The sequence below is a fragment of the Streptomyces sp. NPDC048504 genome (assembly GCF_043200035.1).
GTDB lineage: Bacteria > Actinomycetota > Actinomycetes > Streptomycetales > Streptomycetaceae > Streptomyces.
The window spans coordinates 161,565-178,897 of record NZ_JBICXA010000006.1; the positions used below are offsets into that span (position 1 = coordinate 161,565).

Sequence of the window (17,333 nt, forward strand, 5' to 3'; positions counted from 1 at the left end):
GGAGTGGAAAGTGCCGCCGACTACGTTCCGTTCGTGATCGTGGCGAGTTCCTTGTCGAGCGCCGGGGCGATACGTCGGGCGTCGAGGCCGACCCTCCCGCGCACCTTCCGCACGAACTCCGCCACGCCCTCCCCGGGCAGCCACACCCGTGCGGTGGAGTGGGCGCCGAGGCTCACCTCGACGCCGTCGACCGGGCCCGGTGCGGGCCGTACGGCGATGTCTCCGTCGCCGGCCGGGGACATCAGGCCGCGGGCGAGCAGGTCCCACGCGAAGGTCCAGCCGACTTCCAGTCCCTCGGGTCCCAGCAGCACCAGCCGCGCGGCCAGGCAGTCGTCCGGCCGGTAGACCAACTCCGTGGGGATGAGGGCCCCTTCGTCCTCTTCGAGGACCACGAATCCGGTCGTGCCGACCGTCAGCTGCGGGTCGTCCGGGCGCTGGGTCATGTCACGGTCTCCGGCTGCCCGGAGCCGCTCTCGGCCGTAGGGACGATCGACGTCCTCGGCCGCGAAGGTCCGGTCGTCATGGATTCCGGGCACAGCACACGCACTGCCGACATGGCTTCCTCCACGGTGCGGGTGCCGGTCAGGACACACAGGGTGTAGACGGCGTTCTGCGCGGTGACCGCGACGGCCGGGTCCCCGCCGGCCGAGAGCGCCAGGTAGTGGTCGAGGGCCTGCCGCAGCACTGCCGGGTCCGGCACCATCACATGAGGTCTCCACCGTTCCGGCGGGGTACCCGGGCTCGTCGGGTCGGGTTCGTGACGAGAGGGGGAGGGCACGATGACACTCCTCGGAGGGCGAAGGAAGCGTGCCTGCCGGCCGAAGCACTTGACTGCGCTCCCGTGTGCCCCGTCCGTACGCCCCGAAACAGATGGCACAACAAGGGACGGCCCGTGTTTGCCCGGGGCCCAGACGTGTACGCGAACGTCATGACCGAGTCACAACGAGAGACCGAGCGAAAGTACGAAGCCCCCTCGGCCGACGACACCGCATGGCTGCCGGACCTCACCGGCGTGGACGGAATCGACTCCGTCGTGGATCAGGGCACAGCGGAACTGGACGCCGTGTACTACGACACCGACGACCTGCGGCTGGCCGGCACGTCGGCCACGCTCCGGCGAAGGACGGGCGGGAGCGACGCGGGCTGGCACCTCAAGCTGCCGCTGTCCGGTGACAGCAGGGAAGAGGTGCGGGCACCGCTGTCCGAAACCATCCCGGACGCCTTGCGGGAGCTGGCCCTCTCGCGTACCCGCGGTGCGGATCTGCGGCCGGTGGTCCGTATCCGCTCCACCCGTGGTCTACGGCAGCTCGTCGGCTCCGGGGGCGGGGCCCTCGCCGAGCTGAGCATCGACGCGGTCCGTGCCGAGTCCCTGCTCGGCACGGGCACGCGCGCCGCATGGACCGAGATGGAGGTCGAACTCGCCTCGGACACCGACCCCGAACTGCTGGACACCGTGGAGAAGGCCCTGGCCGCGAGCGGCATCGGCCGCGCGCACAGCCCCTCCAAGCTGGCCCGCGCCCTGGAGGAGACGGACGTCGGGGTGCCCCGAGTGCCCGACGCACGTACCGAGGCAGTAGTGCCGGGGTCCGCGGGTGAAGAGGTCCTGCGCTATGTGGACGAACGGGTCCGCGCCCTGGTGAACCTGGATCCCGCGGTCCGCCGTGACCTGCCCGACGCCGTGCACCAGATGCGCACCACCTGCCGCCGGCTGCGCAGCGTCCTGCGGTCCTACCGGTCGGTCCTGGACCGGAAGGTCACCGATCCCGTTCGCCAGGAACTCAAATGGCTGGGCAACGAACTGGGCGCGGAACGCGACCAGGAGGTCCTCCGGGAGCGACTGGGCGCGAGGATCGAGGCGCTGCCCGGGGAACTCGTCCTCGGGTCCGTCTCCGCACGCGTACAGATATGGGACATCGGCAACACCTCCGAGGCCCGCCTGCGCACACTCGCCGCCCTGAACTCGCCCCGCTACCTGGCCCTTCTGAACCGTCTGGCCACGCTGACGGAACGACCCCCGCTGCGTGCCAAAGCCGCCCGGCAGCCGGAGAAGGTCATGGCCAAAGCGATCCTCAAGGAGTACGGCCGCCTGTCCGACCGCATGGCCCACGCGCTGGAACTCCCGCCGGGAACGGAACGCGACAAGGCCCTCCACGAGGCCCGCAAGGCGGCCAAGAAGACGCGGTACGCCACGGAGCCGGCGCGCGGCTCACTCGGCAAACCCGCCAAGCGGCTGGGCAAGCGGGTCAAGGCCGTCCAGCAGGTGCTCGGCGACCACCAGGACAGCGTCGTGGCCCGCGACGCGCTGCGAAAGGTGGCCGTGGCGGCACACACGGCCGGCGAACCCGGCTTCACCTGGGGCCTGTTGTACGGCCAGGAGCAGGCCGCGGCCGACCGGGACGAACGGGAACTGCCGACCGTGTGGGGAGAGGCGTCGCGGCGCCGGTTGCGTAAGGCCCTGAACCGTTGAGAACGGCGTCCGCGCGGGACTCAGCGCAGGGCGATGAGACCGATGGCCAGTGCCGCGCACACCAGACCGAAGCCCTGACGGCGGTTCAGCCGTTCCCCCAGGAGCAGCAGCGCGAGGACGACGGGGACGGCGGGATAAAGGGACGAGAGCACCGTGGCCACGGCCATGAGCTGCCGTGCGGTCGCCTCCAGGTAGAGCACGATGGCGGCCGTCCCGATCATGCCCGCCGCGACCGCTGCCGCCCACGCGCCTGTAGGCATGGTCCAGTGGCTGCCGTACGGCACCAGCACGCAGGCGATGACAGCGACCGACACCACCCGGCTCAGCACCACCGGCCACAGACCGCTGTCGCCGTCCACCTGAGCCATGGCCAGGAACTGCAGACCGAACCCCACGCCGGCCACCAGGGCACTCGGCACACCCTCGGACATCGCCCCCTTTCTCTCCCCGGCAGTGCCCGCTGTGTCCTGCGAGACCAGCCACAGCGCCGGCAGTACGGCGGCCATGCCCACCCACACGAGTGCGGCGGGGCGTTCCCGGAGCAGCACCACGCCCACCAGCACCGGCAGCGCCACGGCACCGACGTCACTCACGGGCACGACGACGCTCATCGCCCCCTGCGACATCGCCCGGTAGAGGAACGCGACGCCGACCCCCGTTCCGATGCCCGACAGTGCTCCCCAGCCGTCGTCCGCGAGCGAGGCGGAGCCGCCGTGCATACTCGCGGCCAGGACCAAGGCCAGCACGGTCCCGCCGAGTTGGGCATGGAGGGCGACGGTCATTCCGTCGACCCGCCGGGACAGCAGACCGTTGACGAAGTGGGTGATGCCGAAGCACAGCGCGGACGCCATGGCAAGAGACTCACCCATCGCATGTGCCCCTCGCGACGGTGGTTGTCGGAGCTGACCAAGGCCGGGTCACCAAGAACATGGAGACACCCCTACCCCCGTACACCCCGACAATCAGGCAGCACAGCCCGCAATGGTCGGCCGTGGTTTCACGCCCGCAGCGAGGGCTACCCGACCGTCACCTTCGGGAACTTCGGTCGCGGTGGCCGCAGCCGTCGTAGCCGGAAGAGAAGGGACGCACATGCTGATCGAGCACCGGGGTCGCAAGCCCGTGGTAGCGGACTCGGCCTATGTCGCGCCGTCCGCCACTCTGTGCGGGGCTGTCGTCCTGGGCGAGGGGACGAGGGTGCTGCACGGGGCTGTGCTGACGGCGGAGGACGGGGAGGTGAGCGTCGGTGAGAACACCGTGGTGATGGAACACGCGCTGGTGCGCGGACGTTCCGCACACCCGGCGCTGATCGGGGACGCCGTCATGGTCGGCCCCCACGCACACGTCAACGGGGCGGTGCTGCGTGACGAAGTCTTCGTCGCCACCGGCGCCTCCCTGTTTCCGGGCGCGGTCGTGGAGGCCGGTGGTGAGGTACGGATCAACGCGGTGGTGCAGGTCAATTCCCGCGTCGAGGCGGGTGTCGTGGTACCGATCGGCTGGATCGCGGTGGGCGACCCGGCCCGGCTGCTCTCTCCCGAGAGGCATGAGGAGATCTGGGCAGTGCAGCGGGAGCTGGACTTCCCGGGCACGGTGTACGGCGTGGACCGTGGCACCTCGATGCGCGAGATCATGGCCGTACAGAGCGAGTTCTACGGCTCCCATCGTCAGGACACGGTCCTCGGCCACGAGGGGCTGTGAGCGGGGGCACGGCTACGAACGAGGCCCCGGAGCGGAACCCCTTGTGCCTACCGGCACCTGCCGGCGCACCCGAACAGGACTGGAGCCCTACGGGTTGGTGGATGCCCGGGGTGCTCCTCCCCGCAGGCGTCGGCTCGGGCCACAGCTCCTTGCTTGTGCCAAGATCGGGTGAAACCGTTGTACGGAGCGCTCCGGGGAGGTGATGGTCATGGCGGGGGACGACCTGTTGGGCGATGGGGACGCCGAACAGGAAGCGGACGTCGAGCGTGCCCGCATCGCCCATGAACTCATCGCCGGAGTACGTGGGTTGCCTCCGTCCGACGTGCCCGACGCGCTGTGCCGTAGTTGTGTGGCGCTGCTTCCGTCGGCGGCGGGTCTGTCGGTCTCGGTGCTGGCGGACGGTTCGGACATGGGCGTCGTGCTCTTCGCCAGCGACGACGTCGCGGCCCGGCTGGCGGAGATCCAGTACACCCTCGGCGAAGGCCCGTGCCGGGAGGCGGTCCGACTGCGGGCACCGGTGTTCGGGACGGACCTGACGCGTGCCGCGGAACGGAGGCGCTGGCCGCTGTTCTCCGTGCAGGCGGCCAGGGCCGGCGTGGAGGCCGTCTTCTCACTGCCCTTGATGGGTGCCGGAAGCGCGCTCGGCACCCTGGACCTGTACCGGGAGACCCCCGGAGCGTTGAGGCGGGACGACACGCGCACGGCCCTGCTGGTCGCCGACGCGGTCACCCTGGCCGTCATCGCCCTCGATCACGCTTCCCCGGACCCCCACGCGGTCGTAACGTGGCTGGCAGGAGCGGAGTCGGACCGGGAGGAGGTCCACCAGGCCACCGGGATGATCATGGTTCAGCTGGGAGTGAGTGCCTCGGAGGCGCTCCTGCGTCTGCGGGCGCGCGCCTTCGCTCAGGGACGAACCTCCACCGAGATCGCGCGGGCCGTCATCGACCGCCGCGTGGACCTCCGCGATGACTGACCGGCCGGTAGACGTGACCAGACTCGTAACTACAGCGCCGGGGAGGCGAGCATGAACCGCGAGCGACAGCTGGCGCAGGCTTTCGTCGTCCTGGCGGACACCTATGCCGTGGGATTCGACCCCCTGCACCTTTTCCACAGTCTCGTCCATGCCTGCCAGGACCTGCTGGACGTGGACGCGGCGGCCGTGATGATCGCCGACGCCCGCGGCAGCCTGCGGACCATGGCGACGACCGACGAGGACGCGGCCTTCGCCGAACTGCTGCAACTGCAGAACGGCCAGGGCCCCTGCATGGACTGCTTCCGCACCGGGGAGCCGGTGAGCGTCCCGGACATCGCCGCCGAGTACGAGCGCTGGCCGAAGCTGGTCACCGCCATGATCGAAGCCGACTACGGCTCCCTGCAGGCGATCCCGGTCCGCCTGCACACGCGTCCGCTCGGCGCCCTCACGCTGCTGCGCCGAAGCCCGGACCGCCTGGCCGAGGACGACGTACATCTCGCGCAGGCCCTCGCGGACTCAGCCGCGCTGGCCCTGATGCACTGGTCCGCGGAGCCGGAGCATCTCGACGAGGTCATCACCCGTGTGCAGAGCGTGATCGCGTCGAAGGCCGTGCTGGAGATCGCCAAGGGCATGGTCGCGCAGTACGCGGGCGCCACCATCGGTGAGGCGGCCCGGCTGCTCAGTGGCTATGCGAGCGGGCAGCGGGTTCGTCTCACCGACACCGCCCACGCTCTGGTCAACCGCGGTCTCACGCCGGCCGCGATCGTCGACGCGCAGCCCCAGAGGTGAACCCGGCGGACTGATCGGGAAGCCCCTGGGGCAGCAGGACCGGTCGGGTGAGCTGCCGGCTGCCCGACGTGCGAGGCGGTTTGCCCCGTGGTCGCGCCGCGGTGGCGGACCATCGGTTCCCGCCGCTGGGAGGTTCAGGTCGGGCCGGGCCCGCCGCCGCCGAACGAGCCGCTGGATCCGGAGCCCCAGCGGGGGCGCTCCTGCTTGTCACTGCGTTTGGTGCCGGAACGGCCGAGTTGGTGCGGCCTGAGGCGCTCGCTCTCGTCGTCCGCCCGGGGCACCTCGTTCGGCTCCCGGATCTCCCTGCTTTCATACGTGGGCCCGGATTCCGGCAGCGTGGGATGCTCATGGGCCTTGGGCGGACCAGGTTCGCGGCGGCGCACCCGGATGCCGAGCAGGACGGCCCACACCAGCACTCCGACGATGACGAGGCCGCCCACGAAGGCACCCAGCGTGCCGTACGCCGCGTTCGAGAGGGCGATTTCCCCGTGTGTGGTGTATGTCGCGTTCATGGTGGGCGAGTACCCCTTCTTGGGAATTGAAGACTCCAGATCACCAAGGCGTGGCGCCCACAACTGACGAAGGGGCGCGGATAACGTCTCGCTCCGAACGATCACCGGACGGCGTGGCCAGCGGCGTCGCTGCCCGGATCCGAGGCATCGGGTGAGCTCCTCCGCACGGAGTTCACCCGCCCGCGGTTTCCGCCGGAGTGGCAGGGGCACTCGCGAATCGCTTTTCTGCTCCGCGGTCCGCGCGCCTCCCGCCGCGCCGCCGGCCCCGGGCAGCCCACGGAGGAGGACCATGACCGAACTTTCGGAACGCGGCGCCGCAGCCGCGCGGACCGCGTCCACAGCCTCTCCGGGGCGGGCGCTGTTGCGCTGGACGACCACGACCGATCACAAGGTGATCGGCAAGATGTACATGGTCACGGCTTTCTGTTTCTTTCTCTTCGCGGGTCTGCTCGCCATGGGCATGCGGGCCGAACTCGCCCGCCCCGGGCTGCAGTTCATGAACGAGCACACCTACAACCAGCTGTTCACGATCCACGGCACCATCATGATGCTGCTCTTCGCGACGCCGATGTTCGCGGGGTTCGCGAACGCGGTGATGCCGTTGCAGATCGGTGCTCCCGATGTGGCCTTCCCCCGCCTGAACGCCCTGTCGTACTGGATGTATCTCTTCGGCGGACTGATGGTCGTCTCGGGTTTCGTGATCCCCGGGGGCGCCGCCGCCTTCGGCTGGTTCGCGTACGCGCCCCTGAACAGCGCGTACAACTCACCCGGCTCGGGCGGTGACCTGTGGGTGATGGGCCTCGTGGTGGCCGGTGTGTCGACGACGCTCGGCGCCGTCAACTTCGTCACCACGATCCTGTGCCTGCGCGCCCCGGGGATGACGATGTTCCGGATGCCGATCTTCACCTGGAACATCCTCTTCACGTCGATCCTGGTGCTGCCCGCCTTCCCGGTACTCACCGCGGCCCTGCTCGCCCTTGAGGCGGACCGGAAGTTCGGGGCGCACGTCTTCGACGCGGCCAACGGCGGTGCCCTGCTGTGGCAGCACCTGTTCTGGTTCTTCGGCCACCCGGAGGTCTACATCGTCGCCCTGCCGTTCTTCGGGATCATCTCGGAGATCATTCCGGTGTTCTCCCGCAAACCGCTCTTCGGGTACGTTCCGCTGATCGGTGCGACGATCGCGATCACCATGCTGTCCGCCGTCGTCTGGGCGCACCACATGTTCGCCACCGGCGCGGTGCTCCTGCCGTTCTTCTCCCTCATGTCGTTCCTGATCGCCGTGCCCACCGGCATCAAGTTCTTCGCCTGGATCGGCACGATGCGCAGAGGGTCGCTGTCGTTCGAGACCCCGATGCTGTGGGCGATGGGCTTCCTGACGTCGTTCCTGCTGGGCGGTCTGAGCGGCGTGCTCATCGCCTCGCCGCCGCTCGACTTCCACGTCACCGACTCGTACTTCATCGTGGCGCATCTGCACTACGTTTTGTTCGGCACCGTCGTCTTCGCCATGTTCGGCGGCTTCTACTTCTGGTGGCCCAAGTTCACCGGGAAAATGCTGGACGAGCGCCTCGGCAAAGTGCACTTCTGGCTGCTGTTCCCCAGCTTCCAGCTCACGTTCCTGGTGCAGCACTGGCTCGGCGAGGAGGGCATGCCCCGCCGGTACGCGGACTATCTGCCCGCCGACGGCTTCACGCTCCTCAACACGCTGTCGTCGACCGGCGCCTTCCTGCTCGGCGTCTCGACCCTGCCGTTCCTCTACAACGTGTGGCACACGGCCCGGTACGGCAAGAAGGTCTCCGAGGACGATCCCTGGGGCTTCGGACGCGGGCTGGAATGGGCTACCTCCTGCCCCCCGCCCCGCCACAACTTCGTGGCGCTGCCGCGGGTGCGCTCGGAGTCCCCCGCCTTCGACCTGCACCACCCCGACATCGTCCGGGTGGCGAAAGAGGAGGGCCAACGATGAAGGTCGAAGCGTTCCTGTTCGGCGGCGTCGCGGTGTTCTTCGCGGGCTCCGCCGTCCTCTACGGCTACTGGTCCCACTGGGACCCGCCCGGTACGGCGGCGCTGGTGGTGGCGTTCCTGATGGCCGCCATGATCGCGTTCTTCTGCGGGACGCACTACCGGCGCAAGGGGCGCCGCCCGCAGGACCGGAGCGACGCCGAAGTGGCGGACGGCGCGGGCCCGTTGGAGTTCTTCCCGGCCAAGAGCCCGTGGCCCGTCGTCACCGCCTTCGGCTTCGCCCTGCTGAGCACCGGGGTCGTCTTCGGGCTGTGGCTCTTCCTCATCGGTGCCGGGGTGCTGGCTCGCGGTGTTCTGGGGATGGTGTTCCAGTACGCGGGCCGGGGTGACCGTCAGGAGGGCTGAGCGGCGCCCGGGGCGCTCCGGGACGGAACGTCTCGACCGGGCGGTGCCCGCTCTCGTAGCCGCCCGAGACGGACTGCCGTACCTCTCCCGTCTCCTCGCCCTCCTCCAACGTCTCCTGCTCCGTCCGCAGCAGGGCGTGGCACAGCCAGCGCGTCACCACGAACGCCACGACGGGGGCCACCACGAGGGCGATGCGCAGGATCCAGGTCAGCGCGTTGACCGAGATGCGGAACGTCTGGGCCACCACGTCGTTGCCGCCGGCCAGCAGCAGCACGCCGTAGAAGGTGATGCCGGCGACGCCGAGTCCGGTGCGGACGGGACGTTCACGCGGCCGGTCGCAGAGGTGGTGCTCCTGGTGCCACTCGCCCGTCACCCGCTGTTCCACGAACGGGTACAGGTACAGGACGACGAAGAGCAGCAGGGGCAGTACGACCGCCGGAAGCAGCACGTTCCACATGACGGTGTGCCCGGCGATGTTCGTCTCCCAGGGCGGTACGAGCCGTAGCGCGCCCTCCAGGAAACCGACGTACCAGTCGGGCTGGGAGCCGGTCGACACCTGGTCGGGGCGGTAGGGCCCGTACACCCACACCGGGTTGATCTGGGCGAGCCCGCCGAGCAGGGCGAGCACACCGAAGACCATGAGGGACAGACCGCCGGAGGAGGCGATGAACTGGGGGAAGAACGGTTTGCCGACGGCGTTCCGGTTCGTCTTTCCCGGTCCGCGCCACTGGGTGTGCTTCAGGTAGACGACCAGGATCAGATGGACGGTGACCAGAGCGATCAGCGCGCCCGGCAGCACCAGGATGTGCAGCCCGTAGAGCCTGGAGATCATGTCGTGACCGGGGAACTCGCCCCCGAACACGAACATGCTCACGTACGTGCCGACCACGGGGATCGACAGCATGATGCCCTGCGCGATACGGAGTCCCGTTCCGGAGAGCAGGTCGTCGGGGAGCGAGTAACCGGCGAAGCCCTCGGCGAGCGCGAGCATGAACAGGGTGACGCCGATCAGCCAGTTGACCTCGCGGGGCCTGCGGAAGGCGCCGGTGAAGAAGATCCGCAACAGGTGCACACCGATCGCGCCGACGAAGACAAGAGCCGCCCAGTGGTGCATCTGCCGGACAAGAAGCCCGCCGCGGATGTCGAAGCTGATGTGCAGGGTGGAGTCGAACGCCTCCGACATCCGCACCCCCCGCAGCGGCACATATCCTCCGCTGTACGTGACCTCGCGCATCTCCGGCTTGAAGAACAGCGTCAGCCACACCCCGGTCAGGACCAGCACGAGCAGGCTGTACAGCGCCAACTCGCCCAGCAGGAACGACCAGTGGTCGGGGAAGGCCTTGCGGAGCAGCCGCCCGCCGCCGTCCGTCGTCGGCAGCCGGGCATCGACCGCGTCCGCGAAACGCTCGCCGGGAGAGCGGGGTGACTCGGTCGTCGACGCTCCCTCGTCCCGGTCGGGTCGCGCCGCCCTCATGCCGCCCCCGGACCTTGCCCGGTGAGTCCCACGCACCGTTCGTCCCTCACGGACGCCTCCCTCCGCACGCACTCGCGGCGCGCTTGTGCTCGTGCCGGCAGATCGCGGCGGGCGAGTACCCCGACTGCGCGGAACAGTCGCGCGGCGGCCGAACCAGTGCGTGCCGGGTGCCGGGGGACACGTACCGGGTCTCTCCGGAGACGGAGCCACCGGATACTCCCACCCTCTCCCTCCGGTCGCGCCGAGCGACATCCCTGCGCGCCCGAACGGGGGTCCGGTGCTCCTCGAACCGCCCTCGCCGATGCCTCGGTGCGCGTTACACGATCCGTGGGCCGGGAATCCGAAGCGTGTCCACCGAGCCCCGCCTGGACTCTCGGCAGGAGGAGGAAGCGAGCCCATGACGAAGGGGCGAGGAATCATGACACCCGGTGCCGAGCGCGTCGGCGCGGACGAAGACGCCGAGGGCGCCCTCCGTACCGTGCCGGAACAGCGGGTCCGGCGGTTTCCCGTCATCGACGGCCGGAACCCGGTCGGCATCGTCGAGCGAGCCTATGCCGCCCGTGCCCTCCCCGATCCGAAGGCGGGCGCGGACGTCACGAGTCGGCTTCCGCGCTTCGCGCCTGTGGGGGTACGGCCTCCTGGAGTTCCGGCCGTCCGTCGTCGTGTTCGGCGTCGTGCCGGGCCAGAAGGGACAGCAGGTCGGCCACCGTCAGTCCCGCCTCGGCGGGGTGGCGCAGGATGGTCCCTTCCTCGATGCGGTAGGCGTTGGAGCGGCCCTGACGCGTGTGGGTGAGAAAGCCGCTCTCCTCCAGATCGGACACGATCTTCTGGACCGCCCGCTCGGTGAGACGGCAACGCGCGGCGATGTCACGGATGCGGGTGGCGGGATCTGCCGAGATCGCGGCCAGCACTCGTGCGTGGTTGGTCAGGAACGTCCAGCCGGTATGTGGTTCCGGTGCTCCGTGCATGCTCACAGCCTACGCCTCTTGATTCACGCATTCAGAAGACTGAAACTCGTTTCGTGTATTATTTAACATGCGATGGTGTTCGAACGGAGCCCCGACGGGCACGAGGTGGACACGTACGGATGCCAGTGGAGTTGCTGCCATGTCGGAACCTGCATCTACGAGGCACCGTGCGGCGGGATACGCCCCGTGGACGAGAACAGCACGAGCGCCCGACAACCGCCGGATGCGTCGTCCGGCCCGACATCCCACCCCTGGAAGGAATCCGTGTCCCTCGGCGAAGCGCACCAGGATCCGCGCATCGAACTCGTTCAGCTGCGACGGGCCATGCAGACACGGCCGTCGATCGATCTCGCCCGCGGAGTGCTGATGGCGTCCTTCGGACTCTCCCCCGAACAGGCCTGGGACGTCCTCGTCATGGTCTCCCAGAACACGAACACCAAACTGCACCACGTGGCCGAAGAGATCGTCGGCGCTGTCACCGGCCCTCCGCTGTCCGAAGTCCTCCAGCAGCGACTGGCCGCGACGGTCGCCGCCCTTCCGCGGACTCCGACGGCGGAAGCCGGCGAAGTCTGAACCTCGACAGGCCCTTTCCGCCACGTCGTTGACCTTCCTGCCGGTGCCCTTCCGTTTCCGGCCGTCCCGCATGGGCACTCGGGCCGGGATCCGGACGGACGAGTCGAATGCGGACAGGTCATGGAGGAGGCGTTCATGGAATGGGCTCGGCGGGCTGCCTGTGCTCATGAGGACCCGGAGCTGTTCTTTCCCCTCAGTTCCACAGGACCGGCACTACGGCAGGAACTCGCCGCCAAGCGTGTCTGCTTCCGCTGCCCAGTGATCCGACAGTGCCTCGACTGGGCGATGGACAGCGGCCAGGCACACGGCGTCTGGGGCGGAACGAGCGAGCGGGAGCGCGCCGAACTGCGCAGGACGGCTGCCTTGGTGGACGCTCACGAGTGAACGCCAGGCGCTATGTCTGCCAGGTCCATTCGGTGACCGAGGACGGGTCGGTGCCGGTGCGGCGCAGTTCGCGTTGGATCTCGTCGCGGCGATGGACGTAACGCGCCGCCAGATCACCGGTGGCGGCCGGGCGGCCCCGCAGGTGTCGCAGGGCGGTGAGGGCGAGGTCGTGCCGTGAGACGCCGTTGCTGATCAGCAGGTCGTGGGGCGTGGTGGTGGTGCCTTCCTCGATGTAGCCGCGGACGTGGAAGCGGTCGGGGTCGGCCCGGCCGTGGAGCAGTTGGTGGACGGCGGACGGGTAGCCGTGGAAGGCGAGGACGACCGGGGTGTCGGGCGGACGGGACGGTCGCCGTTCCTGGCCGCAGCCTGGATCGAGCTGATGGCGGTGTGCGCGTCACGGACGGCGTCGGCGACCGGGGCGCCGTCCGGCCCGCCGGTCACGTCCACGATCCGTGGGTCCCAGCCGTAGCCGCGGAAGAGATGGGTCAGCTCCTCGTCGGTCATGGTGGCGAACAGGGTGGGCGAGGAGATCTTGTAGCCGTTCAGGTGCAGTACGGGCAGGACGGCTCCGCAGGTCACGGGGTCGAGAAATTTGGTGGAGTGCCAGGCGGCGGCGGTCGGCCCGGTCTCCGCCTCGCCGTCGCCGACGACGCAGGCCACCAGCCGGTCGGGAGCGTCCAGCGCCGCACCGAACGCGGTGGCCAGCGCGTAGCCGAGTTCACCGCCCTCGTGGATCGTGCCCGGCACCGCCGGGGACAGGTGGCTCGGGAAGCCCTCGGGGGCGCAGTAGCGGCGGGCCAGCTCGGTCAGCCCCGCCTCGTCGCGGGCGAGTGCCGGGTCGTACTCCTCGTGGGTGCCCTCCAGCCACAGGTTCGCGTGGTTGGCGGGAGCGCCGTGACCGGGCCCGGTCACCAGCAGGACGTCGGTGTCCCGCTCGCGGACGAGCGTGTTGAACGCCGCGTACACCATGGTGATCCCCGGGCAGGAGCCCCAGTGGCCCAGCAGCCGGGGCTTGAGGTGCTCGGCCGCAGGGGCTCCCGCAACAGCAGGTTGTCCCGCAGGAAGATCAGGGTGGCGGCCACGTAGTCGGCCGCTCGACGGTACGCCGAACCGTCCTGGTCTGCCGGGCTCATCTGGACACCTTTCCGTTTTCCGTCAGGCCGCCCCGGGTACCCGCGGCCCTGCGGCACACACGTCCGCACCCTTGTGCTTCCTCGCAGCCCCCCTCCCGGGAAAGGATGAACGTGTCGATACGGAGCGACAGCCCGGTCCTGGTGGCCGACGCCGGATCGTCGAGCCTGAGGCTGACGGTGTTCGGCCGTGACGGCATGGTCCAGGCCGAACATCACAGCGACTCCCCGCCCGGCGACGACACCCCGGACTCGCTACGGCGGCTACTGGACAAGGCGCCCGCTCCGACGGCCGTCGGTCACCGCATCGTCCACGGCGGACCGGAGCTGTCCCGCCACACCCTGGTCGACGACGAGGTCCGCGCCCGTCTGGACCGGGTGGCCGACCTCGCGCCCCTGCACGTCCCGCCGGCCCTCACCGTGCTGGACGCGGCCCGCGAGCTGCTGCCCGACGTCCCGCACGTCGCCTGCTTCGACACCGTCTTCCACACCGGTCTGCCCGCCGCCGCGCGCGAGTACGCGGTGCCCGCCCCCTGGCGCGAGGACTACGGACTACGCCGCTACGGCTTCCACGGCCTCTCCTACGCGTGGGCGCTGGACCGGGCCGCCGAACTCCTCGGCCGCCGCGCGGAACAGCTCCACCTGGTGATCTGCCACCTCGGCGGCGGCTGTTCCGCCTGCGCCGTGCGCGACGGGCGCGGCGTCGACACGACGATGGGGTTCACACCGCTGGAGGGCCTGGTGATGAGCCACCGCAGCGGCAGCGTCGACCCCGGCGCCCTGACCTGGCTACAGACCCGGCACGGCCTGTCCGCGGACGGCATCGAGCACGCGCTGAACCACGACTCCGGACTGCTCGCCCTCTCCGGCACCTCGGACGACACCCGTGACCTCGTCCGCAGCCGGGCGGCAGGAGATGAGCGGGCCGAACTCGCCCTGGACGTCTTCACCCACCACTGCCGCCGAGGCATCGCCGCGATGACCGCGTCCCTGGACCGGCTCGACGCCCTGGTCTTCACCGGGGAGATCGGCGAGGACCAGCCCGAGGTGCGCGAGGAGGTGTGCGCGGGGTTGCCCGCGCTCGGCCTCGCCGGCGGCCTGCGGGCGGTCGTCGCCGAACGCCCGGAGATCATCAGCGATCCGGGGGCGCGGGTCCCGGTCGTCGTCGTCCCCACGGGAGAGGCCCAGCAGGTCGACCTGGAGACCCGAGCCGTCCTGGCCCGCCGCCGCTGAGGCGTCCGTCCCTGTGACACACGTGGTTGCGGAACCGCCGTCTCAGCTGCCCCTACGACTCAAGCCGCGCTCCTGGCCAACGCGGGGATGATCCCGCCGGCGAGGATCGCCTCGCGTTGCCGGGGCGACAGGTGGTGGTGAAGCCCGTAGGTCTCGTCGCGGGTGGTGTTGTGGACGGTCAGGGTGGACGGGCCGTCGGGGGCGAGAGCCCGGTGCAGTCCCTCGATGCGGAGTCGGTCGCCCCGCTCGATGCGGTCGCGGTCGCCGGCGTCGTCGAACTCGGCGGGCAGGACACCGAAGTTGGCGAGGTTCTGCCAGTGGATACGGGCGTAGGACTGGGCGAGGACGGCGCGCAGTCCGAGGTGGCGCAGCGTGATCGCGGCGTGTTCGCGGGAGGAGCCCTGGCCCCAGTTCTCGCCGGCGACGATCACGTGGCCGCCGTGGTCGCGGAGTTCGGCGGCGCGGTGGGGGTACTCGGCGTCGAGCCGGGTGAGCGTGAACTCGGCGAGCTTGGGGACGTTGGAGCGGTACGGCAGGGCCTTGGCGCCGGCCGGGGAGATCTCGTCGGTGGAGACGTCGTCGCCCGCCTTGATCAGGACGGGTGCGTCGATGGTGTCGGGCAGCGGGTCGAGGTCGGGCAGGGCGGAGATGTTGGGCCCGCGTACCAGCTGTATCTCGGCGGCCTCGTCCGGGGGGAGGGGCGCCTCCAGCATGGCCGTGTTGACCGTGGCCCGCTCGGGCAACTCCACCGCCGGGTACGGCACATGGCGGTCGGCGGCCCAGTCGCGCGGGTCGGTGATCGTCCCGGTGAGGGCGGACGCGGTCGCGGTCTCGGGGGAGCAGAGCCAGACCGCGTCGTCCTCGGTGCCGGAACGGCCGGGGAAGTTGCGCGGGAACGTACGCAGTGAGTTGCGCCCGCTGGTCGGGGCCTGCCCCATACCGATGCAGCCCAGACAGCCGGCCTGGTGCAGCCGCGCACCGGCCGCCACCAGGTGGAAGGTGGCCCCGGCGCGGGTGAGGTCCTGGAGGATCTCGCGGGAGGTGGGATTGACGTCGAAGCTCACGCCTGCGGCGGTCTGACGGCCACGGGCCATGGCCGCGGGCACCATGAAGTCACGCAGCCCCGGATTGGCCGAGGAGCCGATGACCGCCTGTTCGACCGGCTCGCCCGCCACCTCCCGTACCGGTACGACATTGCCCGGTGAGGTGGGCTTGGCGATCAGCGGCTGGAGGGCGGAGAGGTCGATCTCCTCCTCCAGGTCGTAGCGCGCGTCGGGCTCGGCGGTCAGCTCGCGGAAGTCCCGCTCGCGGCCCTCGGCCCGCAGGAAGGACCGTACGGCGTCGTCGGCGGGGAAGACCGAGGTGGTGGCGCCGAGTTCGGCGCCCATATTGGCGATGACGTGCCGGTCCATCGCGGTCAGGCGGTCCAGGCCCGGCCCGTGGTACTCCAGGATGCGGCCGACCCCGCCCTTGACCCCGTGGCGGCGCAGCAGTTCGAGGATCACGTCCTTGGCGCTGACCCAGTCGGGCAGGGCGCCGGTGAGCCGGATGCCCCAGACCTGCGGCATCCGCACGTACAGCGGCTGCCCGGCGATCGCCAGCGCCACCTCGAGGCCGCCGACGCCGATGGCCAGCATGCCCAGCGAGCCGGCCGCGCACGTGTGGGAGTCCGACCCGGCCAGGCTCCGGCCCGGCACGCCGAAGTGCTGCATGTGGGTGGGGTGCGAGACGCCGTTGCCGGGTTTCGAGTACCACAGGCCGAAGCGGCGGGCCGCGGACCGGAGGAAGACGTGGTCCTCCGCGTTGCGCTCGTCCGCCTGGAGGATGTTGTGGTCGACGTACTGCACGCTGACCTCGGTGCGCACCCGGTCGAGGCCGAGGGCCTCCAGCTCCTGCATCACCAGCGTCCCGGTGGCGTCCTGGGTGAGCGTCTGATCGATCCGCAGACCGATCTCCTCGCCGGGGATCATCCGCCCCGTCACCAGGTGCTCCTCGATGAGCCGGTGCGCCACCGTGCCACCGGCCGTCTGCTGGGCCACCATCCCGCCGACCTCCCGTTGCCGTTTTCGGACCGACTCACGCGTACCCGACATGCCGACCCCTGAACGGGGCGGGTCTCACAGCAGACTGGGACGGAGCTGCGGCGGACGCGTCGGAGCCTACGGACGCGCTCCTCCCGTACGGGACTACGGGAGGTCGTCGTCCTCGTCCGGGATCCGGTGGACAGCGGCTTCTTCGGCAGATGCCGCGCCGCCGTCGATGCCCACGTCCTGGGCGAGCATGTCCTTCTCGGTGTCCCCGTGCGCGCCCTCGTCCGGAGCCACCAGGCGTCCGGCCCGGTCCGCTCCCACCTCGTCGTCCAGCGGCTCACCTTCCCCGCCCGCGAGATCCCCCACGCCGTCGCCCGTACGGGACTCCTCAAGCGCCGGATCGGTGCGCTCCTCGGCCAGCCTCCGGTCCAGGCTCTCGCCCTCCCGCTGCTCCCGTGCCGTCGTGCCCTCGTGTTCCACGGCGAGCGGACGCTCGGGCGGCGACCAGCCCTCCTCGTAGGGATCGCTGCCCCGGTCGCTGAGGGCGTCCTCCGGATCGAGGACGCCCTCGTCCTCACGGCCGTCGGGCCCCTCGGGCTGGTAGACCTCGTCACCCATGACGTCGTCCTGGTTCCGGCTCTCCATGGTGCTTGTACCTTCCGCCTGGATTCACGTGCCTCCGCTCCGCGTATCCAGTCCGGCCCCGCCCACACACACGGCCTGCCGGAGTGTGTGCCGGGGCGG

At 70.2% G+C, this 17,333-nt stretch carries 19 protein-coding genes; 9 read left to right on the forward strand and 10 right to left on the reverse strand.

Translation table 11 applies throughout. The annotated features are described in order from the left end of the window. Positions 1–20: 20 nt before the first annotated feature. The gene (locus tag ACGFY9_RS16750) at positions 21–443 is read right to left on the reverse strand and encodes an SsgA family sporulation/cell division regulator (RefSeq protein WP_393754769.1); all 423 of its coding nucleotides are present in this window, start codon (positions 441–443) and stop codon (positions 21–23) included. Further along, positions 440–703, reverse strand: coding sequence for a DUF5133 domain-containing protein (locus ACGFY9_RS16755; RefSeq protein WP_393754771.1), 264 nt, complete (start codon positions 701–703; stop codon positions 440–442). Before ACGFY9_RS16755 ends, ACGFY9_RS16750 begins: the two co-directional genes overlap by 4 nt. A gap of 225 nt (positions 704–928) precedes the next feature. Between ACGFY9_RS16755 and ACGFY9_RS16760 the strand changes: the two genes are divergently transcribed. Next, positions 929–2,467, forward strand: a complete 1,539-nt coding sequence (locus tag ACGFY9_RS16760) for a CHAD domain-containing protein (RefSeq protein WP_393754773.1) — start codon at positions 929–931, stop codon at positions 2,465–2,467. Positions 2,468–2,487: 20 nt separating this feature from the next. Here ACGFY9_RS16760 and ACGFY9_RS16765 read toward each other — a convergent pair whose 3' ends face one another. Next, positions 2,488–3,336, reverse strand: coding sequence for an EamA family transporter (locus tag ACGFY9_RS16765; protein ID WP_393754775.1), 849 nt, complete (start codon positions 3,334–3,336; stop codon positions 2,488–2,490). Positions 3,337–3,556: 220 nt separating this feature from the next. On the opposite strand from ACGFY9_RS16765, the gene ACGFY9_RS16770 reads away from it, so the two are divergent. From ACGFY9_RS16770 to ACGFY9_RS16780, 3 genes are all read left to right on the forward strand, one after another. After that, positions 3,557–4,162 carry a gamma carbonic anhydrase family protein gene (locus tag ACGFY9_RS16770; protein WP_393754777.1) on the forward strand — a complete coding sequence of 202 codons (606 nt, stop codon included), beginning with the start codon at positions 3,557–3,559 and terminating at the stop codon, positions 4,160–4,162. Positions 4,163–4,370: 208 nt separating this feature from the next. Next, on the forward strand, positions 4,371–5,135 hold the full coding sequence (locus ACGFY9_RS16775; protein ID WP_393754779.1) for a GAF and ANTAR domain-containing protein: 765 nt from the start codon (positions 4,371–4,373) through the stop codon (positions 5,133–5,135). 51 nt (positions 5,136–5,186) lie between these two features. Further along, positions 5,187–5,924, forward strand: a complete 738-nt coding sequence (locus tag ACGFY9_RS16780; protein ID WP_393754781.1) for a GAF domain-containing protein — start codon at positions 5,187–5,189, stop codon at positions 5,922–5,924. Between the two features lie 134 nt (positions 5,925–6,058). Here the strand turns inward: ACGFY9_RS16780 and ACGFY9_RS16785 are convergent, their stop codons facing one another. After that, positions 6,059–6,436, reverse strand: a complete 378-nt coding sequence (locus tag ACGFY9_RS16785) for a DUF6479 family protein (RefSeq protein ID WP_393754783.1) — start codon at positions 6,434–6,436, stop codon at positions 6,059–6,061. Between the two features lie 289 nt (positions 6,437–6,725). Here ACGFY9_RS16785 and ctaD point away from each other — a divergent pair, with 289 nt between their 5' ends. Together ctaD and ACGFY9_RS16795 are read left to right on the forward strand one after the other, a co-directional pair. After that, entirely contained in the window at positions 6,726–8,396 is a 1,671-nt protein-coding gene (ctaD, locus tag ACGFY9_RS16790) for a cytochrome c oxidase subunit I (RefSeq protein ID WP_393754785.1), read from the forward strand. Further along, the gene (locus tag ACGFY9_RS16795; protein ID WP_393754787.1) at positions 8,393–8,797 is read left to right on the forward strand and encodes a cytochrome c oxidase subunit 4; all 405 of its coding nucleotides are present in this window, start codon (positions 8,393–8,395) and stop codon (positions 8,795–8,797) included. Before ctaD ends, ACGFY9_RS16795 begins: the two co-directional genes overlap by 4 nt. On the opposite strand, the gene ACGFY9_RS16800 is transcribed toward ACGFY9_RS16795, so the two are convergent. Both ACGFY9_RS16800 and ACGFY9_RS16805 read right to left on the reverse strand, forming a co-directional pair. Beyond that, positions 8,715–10,271 (reverse strand): cytochrome bc complex cytochrome b subunit, encoded by a 1,557-nt coding sequence (locus ACGFY9_RS16800; protein ID WP_393754789.1) that lies wholly within the window; start codon positions 10,269–10,271, stop codon positions 8,715–8,717. The two genes, ACGFY9_RS16795 and ACGFY9_RS16800, sit on opposite strands and share 83 nt — an antisense overlap. Before the next feature lie 593 nt (positions 10,272–10,864). After that, the gene (locus ACGFY9_RS16805; protein WP_393754790.1) at positions 10,865–11,239 is read right to left on the reverse strand and encodes a helix-turn-helix transcriptional regulator; all 375 of its coding nucleotides are present in this window, start codon (positions 11,237–11,239) and stop codon (positions 10,865–10,867) included. Positions 11,240–11,503: 264 nt separating this feature from the next. Between ACGFY9_RS16805 and ACGFY9_RS16810 the strand changes: the two genes are divergently transcribed. Continuing rightward, positions 11,504–11,812 (forward strand): ANTAR domain-containing protein, encoded by a 309-nt coding sequence (locus tag ACGFY9_RS16810; protein WP_393754792.1) that lies wholly within the window; start codon positions 11,504–11,506, stop codon positions 11,810–11,812. 135 nt (positions 11,813–11,947) lie between these two features. Continuing rightward, the gene (locus ACGFY9_RS16815; RefSeq protein ID WP_393754794.1) at positions 11,948–12,196 is read left to right on the forward strand and encodes a WhiB family transcriptional regulator; all 249 of its coding nucleotides are present in this window, start codon (positions 11,948–11,950) and stop codon (positions 12,194–12,196) included. Between the two features lie 10 nt (positions 12,197–12,206). On the opposite strand, the gene ACGFY9_RS16820 is transcribed toward ACGFY9_RS16815, so the two are convergent. Together ACGFY9_RS16820 and ACGFY9_RS16825 are read right to left on the reverse strand one after the other, a co-directional pair. Beyond that, a complete protein-coding gene (locus ACGFY9_RS16820) occupies positions 12,207–12,476 on the reverse strand; it encodes a hypothetical protein (RefSeq protein WP_393755262.1) in 270 nt (89 codons plus the stop codon). Further along, positions 12,389–13,165, reverse strand: coding sequence for a thiamine pyrophosphate-dependent enzyme (locus ACGFY9_RS16825; RefSeq protein ID WP_393754796.1), 777 nt, complete (start codon positions 13,163–13,165; stop codon positions 12,389–12,391). Before ACGFY9_RS16825 ends, ACGFY9_RS16820 begins: the two co-directional genes overlap by 88 nt. A 275-nt stretch (positions 13,166–13,440) precedes the next feature. Between ACGFY9_RS16825 and ACGFY9_RS16830 the strand changes: the two genes are divergently transcribed. Beyond that, positions 13,441–14,559, forward strand: coding sequence for an acetate/propionate family kinase (locus ACGFY9_RS16830; RefSeq protein ID WP_393754798.1), 1,119 nt, complete (start codon positions 13,441–13,443; stop codon positions 14,557–14,559). Between the two features lie 59 nt (positions 14,560–14,618). On the opposite strand, the gene ACGFY9_RS16835 is transcribed toward ACGFY9_RS16830, so the two are convergent. Together ACGFY9_RS16835 and ACGFY9_RS16840 are read right to left on the reverse strand one after the other, a co-directional pair. Further along, on the reverse strand, positions 14,619–16,601 hold the full coding sequence (locus tag ACGFY9_RS16835) for an aconitate hydratase (protein ID WP_393755264.1): 1,983 nt from the start codon (positions 16,599–16,601) through the stop codon (positions 14,619–14,621). Positions 16,602–16,745: 144 nt separating this feature from the next. After that, the gene (locus tag ACGFY9_RS16840) at positions 16,746–17,234 is read right to left on the reverse strand and encodes a DUF5709 domain-containing protein (protein ID WP_393754799.1); all 489 of its coding nucleotides are present in this window, start codon (positions 17,232–17,234) and stop codon (positions 16,746–16,748) included. Positions 17,235–17,333 lie beyond the last annotated feature (99 nt).